Annotated in this window: 13 protein-coding genes and 1 pseudogene; 2 read left to right on the top strand and 12 right to left on the bottom strand. The window is 69.7% G+C overall.

Annotation, left to right across the window (positions count from 1 at the left end; all coding sequences use genetic code 11):
* The 9 genes and pseudogenes from lepB to BBK82_RS21980 form a co-directional block, all read right to left on the bottom strand.
* Positions 1 to 657 (bottom strand): annotated as a pseudogene (gene lepB, locus BBK82_RS22020) (signal peptidase I); the annotation flags it as partial.
* Positions 658 to 734: 77 nt separating this feature from the next.
* A complete protein-coding gene (gene rplS / locus BBK82_RS22015; RefSeq protein WP_065916692.1) occupies positions 735 to 1,094 on the bottom strand; it encodes a 50S ribosomal protein L19 in 360 nt (119 codons plus the stop codon).
* Between the two features lie 154 nt (positions 1,095 to 1,248).
* Complete coding sequence (trmD, locus tag BBK82_RS22010) at positions 1,249 to 1,995, bottom strand: tRNA (guanosine(37)-N1)-methyltransferase TrmD (protein WP_065916691.1); 747 nt, start codon at positions 1,993 to 1,995, stop codon at positions 1,249 to 1,251.
* On the bottom strand, positions 1,985 to 2,500 hold the full coding sequence (gene rimM / locus BBK82_RS22005; RefSeq protein WP_065916690.1) for a ribosome maturation factor RimM: 516 nt from the start codon (positions 2,498 to 2,500) through the stop codon (positions 1,985 to 1,987). Before rimM ends, trmD begins: the two co-directional genes overlap by 11 nt.
* A gap of 17 nt (positions 2,501 to 2,517) precedes the next feature.
* Positions 2,518 to 2,757 carry an RNA-binding protein gene (locus BBK82_RS22000; protein WP_030468017.1) on the bottom strand — a complete coding sequence of 80 codons (240 nt, stop codon included), beginning with the start codon at positions 2,755 to 2,757 and terminating at the stop codon, positions 2,518 to 2,520.
* On the bottom strand, positions 2,754 to 3,197 hold the full coding sequence (rpsP, locus tag BBK82_RS21995) for a 30S ribosomal protein S16 (RefSeq protein WP_065916689.1): 444 nt from the start codon (positions 3,195 to 3,197) through the stop codon (positions 2,754 to 2,756). Before rpsP ends, BBK82_RS22000 begins: the two co-directional genes overlap by 4 nt.
* A 127-nt stretch (positions 3,198 to 3,324) precedes the next feature.
* Entirely contained in the window at positions 3,325 to 4,056 is a 732-nt protein-coding gene (locus BBK82_RS21990) for a LamB/YcsF family protein (RefSeq protein WP_065916688.1), read from the bottom strand.
* The gene (locus tag BBK82_RS21985; RefSeq protein WP_237048308.1) at positions 4,056 to 4,844 is read right to left on the bottom strand and encodes a type II CAAX endopeptidase family protein; all 789 of its coding nucleotides are present in this window, start codon (positions 4,842 to 4,844) and stop codon (positions 4,056 to 4,058) included. The genes BBK82_RS21990 and BBK82_RS21985 overlap by 1 nt, the downstream gene beginning before the upstream one ends.
* A 271-nt stretch (positions 4,845 to 5,115) precedes the next feature.
* Complete coding sequence (locus BBK82_RS21980; RefSeq protein WP_218920642.1) at positions 5,116 to 5,994, bottom strand: RNA polymerase sigma-70 factor; 879 nt, start codon at positions 5,992 to 5,994, stop codon at positions 5,116 to 5,118.
* A gap of 142 nt (positions 5,995 to 6,136) precedes the next feature.
* Here BBK82_RS21980 and BBK82_RS21975 point away from each other — a divergent pair, with 142 nt between their 5' ends.
* Entirely contained in the window at positions 6,137 to 6,613 is a 477-nt protein-coding gene (locus tag BBK82_RS21975) for a carboxymuconolactone decarboxylase family protein (protein ID WP_065916686.1), read from the top strand.
* Here the strand turns inward: BBK82_RS21975 and BBK82_RS21970 are convergent.
* Positions 6,607 to 7,662, bottom strand: coding sequence for an amidohydrolase family protein (locus BBK82_RS21970; RefSeq protein ID WP_065921250.1), 1,056 nt, complete (start codon positions 7,660 to 7,662; stop codon positions 6,607 to 6,609). The two genes, BBK82_RS21975 and BBK82_RS21970, sit on opposite strands and share 7 nt — an antisense overlap.
* 2 nt (positions 7,663 to 7,664) lie before the next feature.
* Entirely contained in the window at positions 7,665 to 9,224 is a 1,560-nt protein-coding gene (gene ffh, locus BBK82_RS21965; protein WP_065916685.1) for a signal recognition particle protein, read from the bottom strand.
* Between the two features lie 77 nt (positions 9,225 to 9,301).
* Between ffh and BBK82_RS21960 the strand changes: the two genes are divergently transcribed.
* The gene (locus tag BBK82_RS21960) at positions 9,302 to 12,859 is read left to right on the top strand and encodes an nSTAND1 domain-containing NTPase (protein ID WP_065916684.1); all 3,558 of its coding nucleotides are present in this window, start codon (positions 9,302 to 9,304) and stop codon (positions 12,857 to 12,859) included.
* On the opposite strand, the gene BBK82_RS21955 is transcribed toward BBK82_RS21960, so the two are convergent.
* Entirely contained in the window at positions 12,846 to 13,406 is a 561-nt protein-coding gene (locus BBK82_RS21955; protein ID WP_065916683.1) for an AAA family ATPase, read from the bottom strand. The genes BBK82_RS21960 and BBK82_RS21955 overlap by 14 nt on opposite strands.
* Between the last annotated feature and the right edge of the window lie 144 nt (positions 13,407 to 13,550).

Genomic DNA, 13,550 nt, shown 5'->3' with positions numbered 1-13,550 from the left:
CTGAGGGTTGTGGTCGGACACCGCACTCCACCGTTCTTTCGGGAAAACGACGTACCGCGCCTTGCCGATGACGTTCTCGAGGGGCACTGTGCCCGCTACGCCCCCACCGCCCTGTTTGCGCGAATCCGTGGAGTTCATGCGGTTGTCGCCCATCACGAACACACGCCCGTCCGGCACCCGCACCGGCGCGAACGGTTCATGATCGGCCGGCGAGCTGCCCGCCTGCCAGTGCACATAGGGCTCGTCCAGCGGTTTGCCGTCCACGACGACACGGTGCTGCGCGTCGCAGCACTCCACCGTCTGCCCCGGCAACGCGATGACGCGCTTGACGAAGTCACGCTCGTTCGCGGGTGCCAGGCCCAGCAGCGAACCGACGTCGCGCACCGCGCGCGCCACCGGGTTCGTCGACGGCGGTTCGCCGGGGAAGTCGTTGGTCCCCCACGCCTGCGGACCGCGGAACACGATCACCTCGCCCGGCTCGACGTCGCCGAACCGGTAGGTGAGCTTGTCGACCAGGACGCGGTCGTTCTCGCAGCCCGTGCAGCCGTGCAGCGTGCGTTCCATCGACGCCGAGGGGATCACGTAGACCCGCGCCACGAACGCCTGGATCAGCACTGTCAGCACGACGGCCGTCAGCACGACGTAGAGGACTTCTCTGCAAACACGAGTTCGCCCCGCTCCGGTTCATCCGGTGCGGAGGCGTCCTCGAAGTCTTCTGGGCTCGAAGCCACCGGTCAGGAGACCGGACGGGCCTCGCGCTTCTCCTTGATCTTGGCGGCCTTGCCGCGCAGGTCGCGCAGGTAGTACAGCTTGGCGCGACGCACGTCACCGCGGGTGACGACCTCGATCTCGGCGATGTTCGGCGAGTGCACCGGGAAGGTGCGCTCGACACCGACGCCGAAGGAGACCTTGCGGACGGTGAAGGTCTCGCGGATGCCGCCGCCCTGGCGGCGGATCACGACGCCCTGGAACACCTGGACGCGCTCGCGCGAGCCCTCGATGACGCGGACGTGGACCTTCAGCGTGTCACCCGCGCGGAAGCTCGGGAGATCGGAGCGCAGCGACTGGGCGTCAAGTGCGTCCAGGATGTTCATCGGTGGTCCTCACGTGTGTCTGTGAACTCCCCAGAGCATGTTCCATGGCTGTGCACGACATGATGGGGGTCGGCTACGTGCGCATGCCGGTACGACGACCGGCTGCGGCAACTGGTCCAGTGTGCCAGACCAGGCACTCCGGAACGAAATCGGGCTAGTCCCCGCCCTCGCGCAGGCGTGCGAGCAGGGCCCGGTCGTGCTTGTCGAACGCCTCGGCCGGCACCGATTCCAGCAGGTCAGGACGCCGCTCGAAGGTGCGGACGAGCGATTGGTCACGACGCCAGCGGTTGATCAGCCGGTGGTTGCCGGACCGCAGCACGTCCGGCACGGCGAGCTCGCGCCACACCTCGGGCCTCGTGTAGCTCGGGCCCTCCAGCAGACCGTCCTGGAACGAGTCCTCCGCGTGCGACTTCGGGTTGCCGAGCACACCCGGCAGCAGCCGCGCGACCGCTTCCACGATCGCGAGCACGGCCACCTCACCGCCCACCAGCACGTAGTCGCCGATGGACACCTCGTCGACGCGCACGCGCCGTGCGGCGTCATCGACCACGCGCTGGTCGATGCCCTCGTAGCGGCCGCACGCGAACACGAGGTGCTGTTCGGTCGCGTACTCGTGGGCGAGCGCCTGGGTGAACGGTCGTCCCGCCGGCGTCGGCACGACGAGGCGCGTGGCGTCCGTGCACACGTCGTCGAGCGCCTGGCCCCAGATGTCCGGCTTCATGACCATGCCTGGACCGCCGCCGTACGGGCTGTCGTCGACGGCCTTGTGCACGTCCTGGGTCCAGTCCCGCAGGTCGTGCACGCCGACGCTGATCAGGCCCTTGTCGATCGCCTTCCCGAGCAGCGCGGCCCGCAGCGGGGCCAGGTACTCCGGGAAGATCGTGACGACGTCAATCTGCATCGAGCAGGCCCTCTGGCGGGTCGACCACCACACGGCCACCGCGCACGTCGACGGTCGGCACGATCTCGCGCACGAACGGGATGAGCGCCTCGCGCTCGTCGATCAGCACGACCAGCAGCTCGCCGCCGGGACCGTGCAGGATCTCCTTGACCGTGCCGAGCTTCGTGCCGTCGACGAGCTCCGCCGCGAGCCCTTCGAGCTCGTGGTCGTAGAACTCGTCGGGGTCGCCGGTCGGCGGCAGGTCGTCGGTGCTGCCCAGCAGCAACGTGCCGCGCAAGGTCTCGGCGACGTCACGCGTGACGACTTCGGTGAAACGCACGAGCAGCCGCCCGGCATGAGGCCGGGCGGCTGACACGGTGAGGCTTCGGGACGTGCCGTCGCGCAGCTTGGCCTGCATCTTCGACCCGATCGCGAAACGCAGCTCGGGCGAGTCAGTGCGCACGTCGACGGCGAGTTCGCCGGTGATCCCGTGCGCCTTGGCCACACGGCCGACAACGACGTCCATTTGCCCTGGAACCTCGTTCAGCGGTCGGTGTCGACGACGTCGACCCGCACACCACGACCGCCGATGCCGGCCATCACGGTGCGCAGAGCCGTCGCGGTGCGACCGCCACGACCGATCACCTTGCCGAGGTCGTCCGGGTGGACGTGGACCTCGAGGGTGCGGCCGCGGCGGGTCGTCACGAGGTTCACCCGGACGTCGTCCGGGTGGTCGACGATGCCGCGAACGAGGTGTTCGAGGGCGTCAGCCAACAAACTCACGCCTCGTCCTTGGTGGCCTCGGCGTCAGCCTTCGGGGCCTCGTCGGCCTTCTTGGCCTTCTTCGCCTTGGGCGTGGTGGCCTCGGTCATCGGCTCCTCGTTCGCGGCGGCCAGAGCGGCGGCGAACAGGTCGGCCTTCGACGTCTTCGGCTCCTTGACCTTCAGGGTGCCCTCGGTGCCCGGCAGGCCCTTGAACTTCTGCCAGTCACCGGTGATCTCCAGCAGGCGCTGGACCGACTCGGTCGGCTGCGCGCCGACACCCAGCCAGTACTGCGCGCGCTCGGAGTCGACCGCGATGAACGACGGCTCTTCCTTGGGGTGGTACTTGCCGATCGTCTCGATGGCCTTGCCGTCGCGACGGGTGCGCGCGTCGGCGACCACGATGCGGTAGTACGGCTGGCGGATCTTGCCGAGACGCTGAAGCTTGATCTTGACGGCCACGGGCCTGGTACTCCTCAGAACTCTGTGTTGGTGGTTCGCACAGCCGCGGCCCGGGCAGAGGGGCCGACCGCGGCGGACAGCGTGCAATTGTGCCAGACGGGGACCGCGGATCCCGAATCGGGGCGGTTCAGGCGAACGCCGAGACCGTTCCGAGGGCTTCCCGCACCGCCTGGGCGTGGTGCACGGCGCCCGGCGTGTCGCCGTGCACGCACAACGACTCCGCCCGCGTCTTGATCACCGTGCCGTCGACCGCGATGATCTCGCCGTCGAGCAGCCGCTTGGCGCGTTCGACGACCTGCGCGGTGTCGGTGAGCAGGGCGTTCGGCTCGCTGCGCGGCACCAGCGTGCCCTGCGGGGTGTAGCCGCGGTCGGCGAAGGCCTCCTGGACGCCGCGCAGGCCGGCGGCCTCGGCCTTGGCCAGCAGCTGCGAGCCGGGAAGGCCGAGGACCGGCAGGTCCTTGAACGCCTTGATGCCGCTGACCACGGCTTCCGCCTGCTTCTCGTGGTGCACGGTCGCGTTGTAGAGCGCGCCGTGCGGCTTCACGTAGACGACCTCGGTACCCGCCGCTCGTGCGCACGCGTCGAGCGCGCCGATCTGGTAGAGAACCTCGTCGGCCAGCTCGGCCGGGTCGGCGTCGATGAACCGGCGGCCGAAGCCCGCCAGGTCCCGGTAGGAGACCTGGGCACCGATCCGCACGCCGTTGCGCGCCGCCTGCTCGCACACCCGGCGCATGGTCGACGGGTCGCCCGCGTGGAAGCCGCAGGCGACGTTCGCGCTGGTGATGATGCCCAGCAACGCGGTGTCGTCGCCGAGGCGCCAGATGCCGAAGCCCTCGCCGAGGTCGCTGTTGAGGTCCATCAGATGACCCCGACCGACAGCAGGAGCAGGGACAGGCCGGGGAGGAAGTTGTTCATCACGTGCGCCACGATGCTCGCCCCGAGCCTGCGGGTGATCAACCGGGCCACCCCGATCGGGATGGCGATGATCAGCAGCAGCCAGGTGCGCTGCGGTTCGAGGTGGCTGACCGCGAAGATCACCGTGGTGAGCACGAACGCGGCCCAGCGGCTCCAGCCCTGCCGTTCCACCGCGCCCCAGAGCAGGCCGCGGAAGATGATCTCCTCGCAGATCGGCCCCACGAAGCTCATGTAGAGGAACATCGTGATCGCGGCGGCGAGCGGCAGGTTCGCCTGGCTGAAGAGGTCGGCGATGGCGCTGCTGGCGTTGCCCTCGCCGACGATCTTGGCCCAGACGGTGGCGGCGACGTAGGTGAGGACGAAGCCGGCGACACCGATCTTCAGGCCGGTGGCGACGTCCTCCTTCGTCATGCTGAGCCGGAGGTCGATCACCGGGCCGTTGCCGCGCACGTAGGTGATCACCACCGCGAGGGCGGCGGCGAGCATGATCGGCACCAGCGACCCGATGAGCACCAGGGACGTCGAGTTCTCGAGCGTGGCGCCGAAGCTGTTGCCGACCGCGGTGATGAAGACCGCCGACAGGATGAAGACGGCTTCCACCAGCAGGAACGCACCGAAGCCCCAGCGCTGGCCGACCCGTTCGGGCTCCGGGTTGCGGCTGACGTCGCGCACGCTCTCGAGGAAGCTGCGCTTCGGGACCTGCTGCTCGTTGACGCTCTGCGGTTTCGTCACGCGGCGACTACCAGCGGCTGGACAGACGTGCGGTGGGGCAACCTCATGATCGGCTCACCTCGCGATCGACGGCCTCTGAGGCACCGATGCTCGACCGGTGCCTCGCGATACGAGTGGAGTGGGGACCGCTATCAGCCGCCCCGGATCCGAGGTTAGCGTGCTGCACCGCCGAAACCCCGCCAAGCGCCTGGCCAAAAGATGGTCAGATCGGGGTCCGGAGGATGTCCTTCTCCAACTAGTCGAATCGGCACCTGGTGGCTCCGGCTAAACCTCAGCGGGCCAGCCGGGTCTCCTGCGCCATGTGCGACAGCTTGGCCGGGTTGCGCACCGCGTAGAGGCCGCTGATCAGCCCGTCGTCGATCCGCAGCGCGATCACCGCGTCCAGCTCGCCGGCGAACTTGAAGACCAGCGCCGGGTAGCCGTTGACCTGGGCGGGCTCCATGCTCCAGCCGGCCACCCTGGTCAGGCCGCCGAGCAGCAGGCGGGCGACCTTCGCGGCGCCGACCACCGGGCGTGCGACGGCCTGCTTCACGCCGCCGCCGTCGCCGAGGAAGACGACGTCGGGTGCCAGCAGGTCGAGGAGTCCCTGCAGGTCACCGGTCTCGGTGGCGCGCTGGAAGGCGGCCAGGGCGGCGCGGGTGGCCGCCTGGGTGACGACTTCGCGCGGACGGCGGGCGGCGACGTGGGACCGGGCGCGGTGGGCGATCTGGCGGACGGCGGCCGGGGTCTTGCCGACGGCGGCGGAGATCTCGTCGTAGTCGAGGCCGAAGACCTCGCGGAGCACGAACACCGCGCGTTCGGTGGGCGTGAGGGTCTCCAGGACCAGCATCATCGCCATCGACACGCTGTCGGCGAGCTCCACGTCCTCGGCCACGTCGGGGGCCGTGAGCAGCGGTTCCGGCAGCCAGGAACCGACGTAGGTCTCCTTGCGGCGGCCGAGGGTGCGCAGCCGGCCGAGCGCCTGGCGGGTGACGATGCGGACCAGGTAGGCGCGCTGGTTCTCGACGGTGTCGTGCTCGACGCCCGACCACTTGAGCCACGTCTCCTGCAGCACGTCCTCGGCGTCGGCGGCGGAGCCGAGCATCTCGTAGGCGACGGTGAAGAGCAGGTTGCGGTGGTTGACGAACGTGTCGGTCGCGGTGCCTGGCATCGGTCCCCCTCGCATGCGGTCTCCCTCCACGAGACACCGCCCGAACCGCGGTTGTGACAGTGGCCTGAGTCACAACCGCGGGCTGTCACACGGGCTGGAGCGGCGGCGTCCTGTGGGCATCGACCGACCAGGGAGGAACAGCATGGAACCCCGCTTCAACCTCTTCGGCACCGAGACCGGTGCCAAGCTCGCCAAGCGGTTCGCGGGCCTCGGCCAGGCGGTGCACCAGTCACCGCTGCCCGTGCTCACGGCCGAGCTCGTCAGCCTGCGGGCCAGCCAGCTCAACGGCTGCGGCTTCTGCCTCGACATGCACGTCAAGGAGGCCGTGGCGGCCGGTGAGGACCCGCTGCGGCTGCACCTGGTCGCCGGCTGGCGGGAGACGACCGTGTTCACCGAGGCGGAGCAGGCCGCGCTGGCGTTCGCCGAGGAGGGCACGCTGCTGGCCAGGGACGGCGTCAGCGACGAGACCTGGGCGAACGTCCGCAAGCACTACGACGACGAGCAGGTGGCCGCGCTGGTGTGCCTGGTGGGGCTGATCAACGCGGCCAACCGGATGGCGGTGATCACGCAGCAGAAGGGCGGGTCGTACCAGGTAGGTGCGCTCGCCCAGGCTCAGTAGACCCGGCCCCGGAGCATCACCAGGCGCGGTGACCGCAGGACGTCGAGGTTCGTGCGCGGGTCCTCGTCGTACACCACGATGTCCGCGGCCGCGCCCTCGACGAGCGACGGGAAGCCCAGCCACTCGCGGGCGTTCCACGACGCGGCGCCGATCGCGTCGGCCGCGCTCATGCCCACGCGGTGCAGCGCGGCGATCTCGTCGACGATGCGGCCGTGCTGGATGCCGCCGCCCGCGTCGGTGCCCGCGTAGACCGGGACGCCCGCCTCGATCGCCTTGGACACCGTGCTCGCGACACGGGCGTGCAGGTCGCGCATGTGGTTCGCGTAGGCCGGGTACTTGCCGGCCTTGTCCGCGATGCCGGGGAACGTCTCAATGTTGATCAACGTCGGCACCAGCGCCGTGCCGCGGGCGGCCATCAGCGCGACCGTGTCGTCGGTGAGGCCGGTGCCGTGCTCGATGCAGTCGATGCCGGCGTTGATCAGGCCGGGCAGCGCGTCCTCGCCGAACACGTGCGCGGTGACCTTGGCACCGGCGGCGTGGGCCACCTTGACGGCGGCTTCCAGCTCGTCGTCGGTCCACAACGGGGCGAGGTCGCCGACGCCCCGGTCGATCCAGTCGCCGACGAGCTTCACCCAGCCGTCGCCGTACGCCACCTGCTCGGCGACGGCGGTCGGCAGGTCGGACTCGATCTCCACGCCGATGTGCGGGATGTACCGCTTCGGCTTGGCGATGTGCCTGCCCGCGCGGATGATCCGCGGCAGGTCGAGGCGCTCCTGCAGCGGCGTCGTGTCGATCGGCGAACCGCAGTCGCGGATCAGCAAGGTACCCGCGGCGCGGTCCGTCAGCGCCTGCTCGACGGCCTCCGGCAGCTCGACGCCACCCTGCGGCCCGAGGCCGACGTGGCAGTGCGCGTCGACCAGGCCGGGAACGAGGTAACCGCCGTCGACCAGGGTCTGCGCACCCGGTACGGGCCGGGTGCGCACCCGGCCGTTGACCACCCACAGGTCTCGCGGCTCGCCGTCCGGCAGGACGACGCCGCGCAGGTGCATGGTCACTTCTTCTTTTTGTCGTCGCCGTCGAACTTGAACTTCGACGGGTCGAAGCCGGGCGGGAGCTCGTTCAGGGCGCCGCCGAGGTCGGGAAGGCCGCCGGGAGGCATGCCGGGCATCTGGCCCATGCCGGGGAAGCCGCCCATGCCGGGCATCATCCCGGGGAAGCCGCCCTTGATCTTGGGGGGCGTCGGGCCGCGACCCTTCCCCTTCTTCCCCTTCTTGCCCTTGCGGTTCTTGCTGCCGCCACCGCCGAAGCCCATCCGGCCGGCCATCGACGCCATCATCTTGCGGGCCTCGAAGAAGCGGTTGACCAGGTCGTTGACGTCGCTGACCTTGACGCCGGACCCGTTCGCGATGCGCAGCCGCCGCGAACCGTTGATGATCTTCGGGTCGTCCCGCTCCGCCGGCGTCATGCCGCGGATGATCGCCTGGATGCGGTCGAGGTGCTTCTCGTCCAGCATCCCGAGCTGGTCCTTCATCTGGCCGGCGCCGGGGAGCATGCCGAGCAGGTTCGCGATCGGGCCCATCTTGCGGATCGCGAGCATCTGCTCCAGGAAGTCCTCGAGCGTGAGCTGGCCGGTGTGCAGCTTGGCCGCGGCCTTCTCGGCCTGCTCCTGGTCGAAGTGCTGCTCGGCCTGCTCGATCAGGGTGAGCACGTCGCCCATGCCGAGGATGCGACTCGCCATCCGGTCCGGGTGGAAGACGTCGAAGTCCTCGAGCTTCTCACCGTTGGACGCGAAGAGGATCGGCTGGCCGGTGACCTCGCGGACCGACAGCGCCGCACCACCGCGGGCGTCACCGTCGAGCTTGGTGAGCACGACACCGGTGAACCCGACGCCGTCGTGGAACGCCGTGGCCGTGTTGACCGCGTCCTGACCGACCATCGCGTCGACCACGAACAGGATCTCGTCCGGCTCGACCGCGGCCCGGATGTCGATGGCCTGCTGCATCATCTCCTCGTCGACACCGAGCCGGCCGGCCGTGTCGACGATGACGATGTCGTGCTGCCTGGCCTTGGCTTCCTCGATGCCGCGCTTCGACACCGAGACGGGGTCGCCGACGCCGTTGCCGGGCTCGGGAGCGAACACGGGCACGCCCGCCCGCTCACCGACGACCTGCAGCTGCGTGACCGCGTTGGGGCGCTGCAGGTCGGCCGCGACGAGCAGCGGCGTGTGCCCCTGCCCCTTCATCCACTTCGCGAGCTTGCCCGCGAGCGTCGTCTTGCCGGCACCCTGCAGACCCGCGAGCATGACCACCGACGGCGGGTTCTTCGCGAGGTTCAGCCTGCGCGTCTCACCACCGAGGACGTTGACCAGTTCCTCGTTGACGATCTTCACGACCTGCTGCGCCGGGTTGAGCGCCTGATGCACCTCGGCACCCTTGGCGCGCTCCTTCACCTTGGCGATGAAGCCGCGCACCACGGGCAGCGCGACGTCGGCCTCGAGCAGCGCGACCCTGATCTCGCGCGCGGTGGCGTCGATGTCGGCGTCGGTGAGCTTGCCCTTGGCGCGAAGGCCCTGGAGGACCGCGGTCAGCCGGTCGGAAAGCGTGGAGAACACGCCACCCAGACTAGCTGGCCGCCCCGTCACCCGAGGGCAGGCTCCCCATCTGCGCCGATTGCTGCAGGATGCAGCGCATGGGGCGCATCTTCGTCAGCTACCACGGCCACGACGAGGGCGACATCATCGCGCTCCACCTGCGCGAAGCTCTCCTCACCGCCGGTTACGAGGACGTGCACGCGTACACGGCCCCCGGATCGGGCCCCACTGTCTCGCTTCCGTGGAAGGACAGCCTGCGCCGCGAACTGCTCGGCGCCGAAGCTCTGATCGTCGTCACGTCGCCCGGCTCCTCCTCCGAGTGGTGCATCTGGGAGACGTCGGTGTTCCGCGAACGCAAGCCCCTCTCGCCGTGCATCGAGTTCTTCAGCGGGTCACAAGGTCGCGCCGTCCTCAACGACCTGCAGGCGCATCGCGTCGACGCGGCGGACCCGGTGTCGTTGGCGGCGGCTCGTGACACGGTGCTGCAGGCCCTGGCACGGGCCGGTGTGGGCAAGGCGGCGGGCACCACCTCACCGTTCCCCGGCCTGAAGCCGTTCGACGAGCACCAGGCCTCGCTCTTCTTCGGTCGGGAGAACGACATCCAGCGACTCGCCGAACCCCTGCTGGGCCGGCGCGAGTCCGGCGCCCTCGCGGTCATCGGCCCGTCGGGTGCGGGCAAGTCATCGCTGGTGCGCGCTGGTCTCATCCCGCTGCTGCGGAGAGAGGGCTGGACGATCGCCGGTCCGGTCACGCCCTCGCACGGTGTGCTGCCGCCGATCGAACGCCCTGGCCGCACGCTCGTCGTGCTCGACCAAGCGGAGGAGCTGCTGTCGGGTGCCACCGACCGGCTGGCACCGCAGGCCGCAGCACTCGTCGAGCGACTGGTCGAAGCCAGCAGGGGCAAGGCCTGGGTCGTCTACACCGTGCGGTCGGACTTCCTCGACGAGCTGATGCGGCAGGCGGAGATCGAACCGCTGCTTCGCGACGACTTCCTCGTCACCCCGCTCACGAAGGCCGACTTGCCGATGGTGGTGAACGGCCCGTTGCGCGGACTCGGGTGGCACGTCGACGACGCCGCGTTGGGCTTGATCCAGGAGGACGCGACCGGAGAGTCGTTGCCGTTGCTGGCTTTCGCGCTGGAAAACCTGTGGCGGCACGTCAACCCGGACGGCCTGCGCCCACCACGTCCGATCACCCGCGCCGAGTACGTCGCGTCCGGTCGGGTCATGGACGTGCTCCGGCGCCAGGCCGACGAGGCGTTCGCGCTGGCGCGAGATCTCGTGCGGGACCAGGACGGGTCGTGGCCACCGGTGCGCGAGGCCGAACGGCGAGTGCTGCGCACGTTGCGCCGACTTGTGGCCGTGGACGAGAGCGGGAAGTTCACCAGGCGGGCACTGCGGATGCACGACTTGAGAGCGCAAGACCGGCAGGTGCTGGACCCGTTCATCACGAACCGGGTGCTCACCACGACCCGGCAGACGCTCCAGGTGGCACACGAGAGCCTGTTCGTGCACTGGCCACGGTTCCGTGAGGAGTTGGAACGCGACCACGCGGTGCTGCGGGTCTGGCGCGAGGTCGAGGACGTCGCCGCGGAGTGGACGAAGCACTCGGACCAGCTCATCGCACCCTCACGCCTGGCCACGCTGCTGGGCGTCCTGTCTCCGCCCGAGTCGAAGTTCGCCGAACTGTGGCCGCACTTGGAGGAGACGCTCACGGCCTTGGACTTCACCCGTGATGCCGTCGGGCTGCTGCGGCAGTCGATTCAGCTGTGGGCCGACACCGAGGTGCATCGGGCGAGCGCTCTCGAACCGCGCGACACGCTCCGCATGCTCGCCGGCGACGACCTGACCGTGTGGCTGTTCCTGCACGCACCAGACCTGTCAGGCTGGCGGCAGGCCCTGTTGCACGCGATGGCGGCGACGCACCTGCTCCGCGCTGTCCTCAGCCGGAACGCCGTTGCCGTGAGATGGTCACCCGACGACGCCCTGCTCGTGACCGGGTCGAACGAATGCACCGTGCGAACCTGGAACGCCGACTCCGGCGAGCGACAGGACGACCTCCGCGACGCCGCCGGTCCGATCGGGTCGATCGCCTGGTCTCAGACGAACGTCATCACGACCAGTGCGGTCGGAGATGTGCTGCGGCTGTCCTCGACGCACGCCGAACGGACGACTCGCACCTTCAAGTTGCCCAGCCCACCGGTGTCCGCACGACTGACTTCGACCGGCGAGCACGTGCTGGTGGCATACCCGAACGGCAGTGTGCACCTGCGCGAGGTGGGCAACCAGCACCACGACCCGGCCGACGTGCACTGGTGCGTGGCCGAGGACGACCCGGTGGGGTTGCGCGACGCCGACCTGTCCCCTGACGGGAACTGGATCGCAGGGGCGAGGGACGACGGCACGATCTCCGTCATCGGGTTCGACCAGCCCGCCGGACGGGAACGTCGCCTCGAGGGACGCGCCGACGGGTTGCGGCGGGTGCGCTGGTCACCACAAGGCACGAGGCTCGCCACCGGGTCGGCGGACGGGGCGGTGCACGTCTGGGACGCGGTGTCCGGAAAGGTGGTGCTGAAGCTGCGCGGGCACGAACGGGGTGTGCTGGACCTGGAGTGGTCGCACCGGGGCGATCGGCTGACAACCGTTGCCGAGGACGGGGTCCACCGCGTCTGGAAGATCGGGTCCGAACCTCACCGCAGCGGCTTCCGCACCGGCGGACCCGTGGGATCGCTCGCTTGGCACCCGCTCGACCGGAAACTGGTCGTCGGCAGCGCGGCGACCTCAGCCGTCGGACTGATCAGCACGCCCTGGACGACGGCGGTGAACCGCGACAGCGTCACGTTCACCAACCACCCGGCGAGGTTCGCGGCGTGGCGCCCGGACGGGAGCAGGTTCGCTGCCGGCGCCGGAACGACCGTCCAGCTGGTGGACGGCGACTTCGGGCAGCTGCGACACCTGTTCGACGCCGGAGACCTGGTGCAGGACGGGCACTGGTCCCGCGACGGATCACTTCTCGCGGTGGTCTCGATCGACCGCAGCCGGCTGCCGTGGGTCTACGACGCGGACGGGCACCTCCAGCGGAGCCCGCAGTGGACCAAGCACACCGGCACCTTGCGGGCCGTCGCCTGGCATCCGGTTCAGGAGCTGTTCGCCGTGGCCGGCGAGGACAACCTGATCACTCTCAACTCGATGAGCGCCACGTGCTGCACCTTCCGCGCACCGAGGAAGTTCACCTCGCTCGCATGGCACCCGGACGGTGCGCTCCTCGCAGCCGGGTGCGCCGACGGGACGACCATCCTGTTGCGCCTGACCGACGTGCTCACCGAAGAGACCCAACTGCGCGGACACCTCGACGAGATCACCTCCACGGCGTGGTCACCAGATGGCCGCAGTCTGCTCACCGCGTCCAAGGACTGCACGGCACGGGTGTGGGACCCGGTCACCGGTGGTCAACGTACCGCGCTCATCGGCCACAGCGATGCGGTCCAGGCGGCTTTGTGGTCACCGGACGGCCTCGCCGTCACCGGCTCGGCGGACTGCACGGTCCGGTACTGGGACACGTCGGACGGCACCACTCATCCGCTGGCAGGCACGGCTGAGAGCACAGACGTCCAGGACCTCGTCGCGGAGGCGCGGAAGCGGATCAGCCCACGTTGACGCGCAGGCCGCCGGACGTGCCCGCTCGCGTCAGCAGCGTGACCGACCGGAAGCCGAACGGGACCCAGCCCGACTCGAACCGTTCGCGCATCTCCACGCCGCGCCGCACGTGCCGTTCGAACGCGTGGGTGCGCACGACGCGGCGGCGGGCGATCTGGCCGTCCAGCGCTTGAGCCGGGGAGACGTCGAGCCACAGGAAGTGGCGGGGGCGGCCGGACAGCAGGCCTGCCAGCACCAGCATGAAGCGGGTGCCGGGGCGGGTGGAGGGCTCGTGGACCACCAGCAGGCCCTGGCAGAAGAAGGCGGCCCAGAAGACGCGCAGGCGGTGGGTGAGGTGGACGACGATCCGCCAGTACTTGTAGGGCAGGGGGATGCGGGGTTCCAGGAACGTGCGGACCTGGTCCGAGTCGAGGACGGTGACCGGTTCGTCCGCGTCGAGGCGGGTGAGCAGCGTCGTCTTGCCCGCGCCGGGGATGCCGGCGAGGACGACGAGTGAGCGGGGCTGCACTCGGACGGCGGTGGTCTGCGCGTTCAACACGGCGGTCATGTCCTAGAAGACGTCTCGGCTGACCCTCTCGTTCAGTTTGGTCCGATTTATCACCGAATGCACAGGAAATTCGTGGTGACCAGGAGCACCTGGCCACCGCGTTTGGACACCGTCAGCGCCAGACGACGGCGCGGTAGGTGTTGT

The sequence above is a fragment of the Lentzea guizhouensis genome (assembly GCF_001701025.1).
Lineage (GTDB): Bacteria > Actinomycetota > Actinomycetes > Mycobacteriales > Pseudonocardiaceae > Lentzea > Lentzea guizhouensis.
This window is presented reverse-complemented; position numbering and strand designations above follow the sequence as displayed.

Bases quoted from the DNA above. Each gene is read 5' to 3' on its own strand.
- BBK82_RS21960 (WP_065916684.1), top strand. From the start codon at position 9,302: ATGGGGCGCATCTTCGTCAGCTACCACGGCCACGACGAGGGCGACATC.
- BBK82_RS21955 (WP_065916683.1), bottom strand. From the start codon at position 13,406: ATGACCGCCGTGTTGAACGCGCAGACCACCGCCGTCCGAGTGCAGCCC.
- BBK82_RS21980 (WP_218920642.1), bottom strand. From the start codon at position 5,994: ATGCCAGGCACCGCGACCGACACGTTCGTCAACCACCGCAACCTGCTC.
- rplS (WP_065916692.1), bottom strand. From the start codon at position 1,094: ATGAACATCCTGGACGCACTTGACGCCCAGTCGCTGCGCTCCGATCTC.
- rimM (WP_065916690.1), bottom strand. From the start codon at position 2,500: ATGGACGTCGTTGTCGGCCGTGTGGCCAAGGCGCACGGGATCACCGGC.
- BBK82_RS21970 (WP_065921250.1), bottom strand. From the start codon at position 7,662: ATGCACCTGCGCGGCGTCGTCCTGCCGGACGGCGAGCCGCGAGACCTG.
- BBK82_RS21975 (WP_065916686.1), top strand. From the start codon at position 6,137: ATGGAACCCCGCTTCAACCTCTTCGGCACCGAGACCGGTGCCAAGCTC.
- BBK82_RS21990 (WP_065916688.1), bottom strand. From the start codon at position 4,056: ATGGACCTCAACAGCGACCTCGGCGAGGGCTTCGGCATCTGGCGCCTC.
- trmD (WP_065916691.1), bottom strand. From the start codon at position 1,995: ATGCAGATTGACGTCGTCACGATCTTCCCGGAGTACCTGGCCCCGCTG.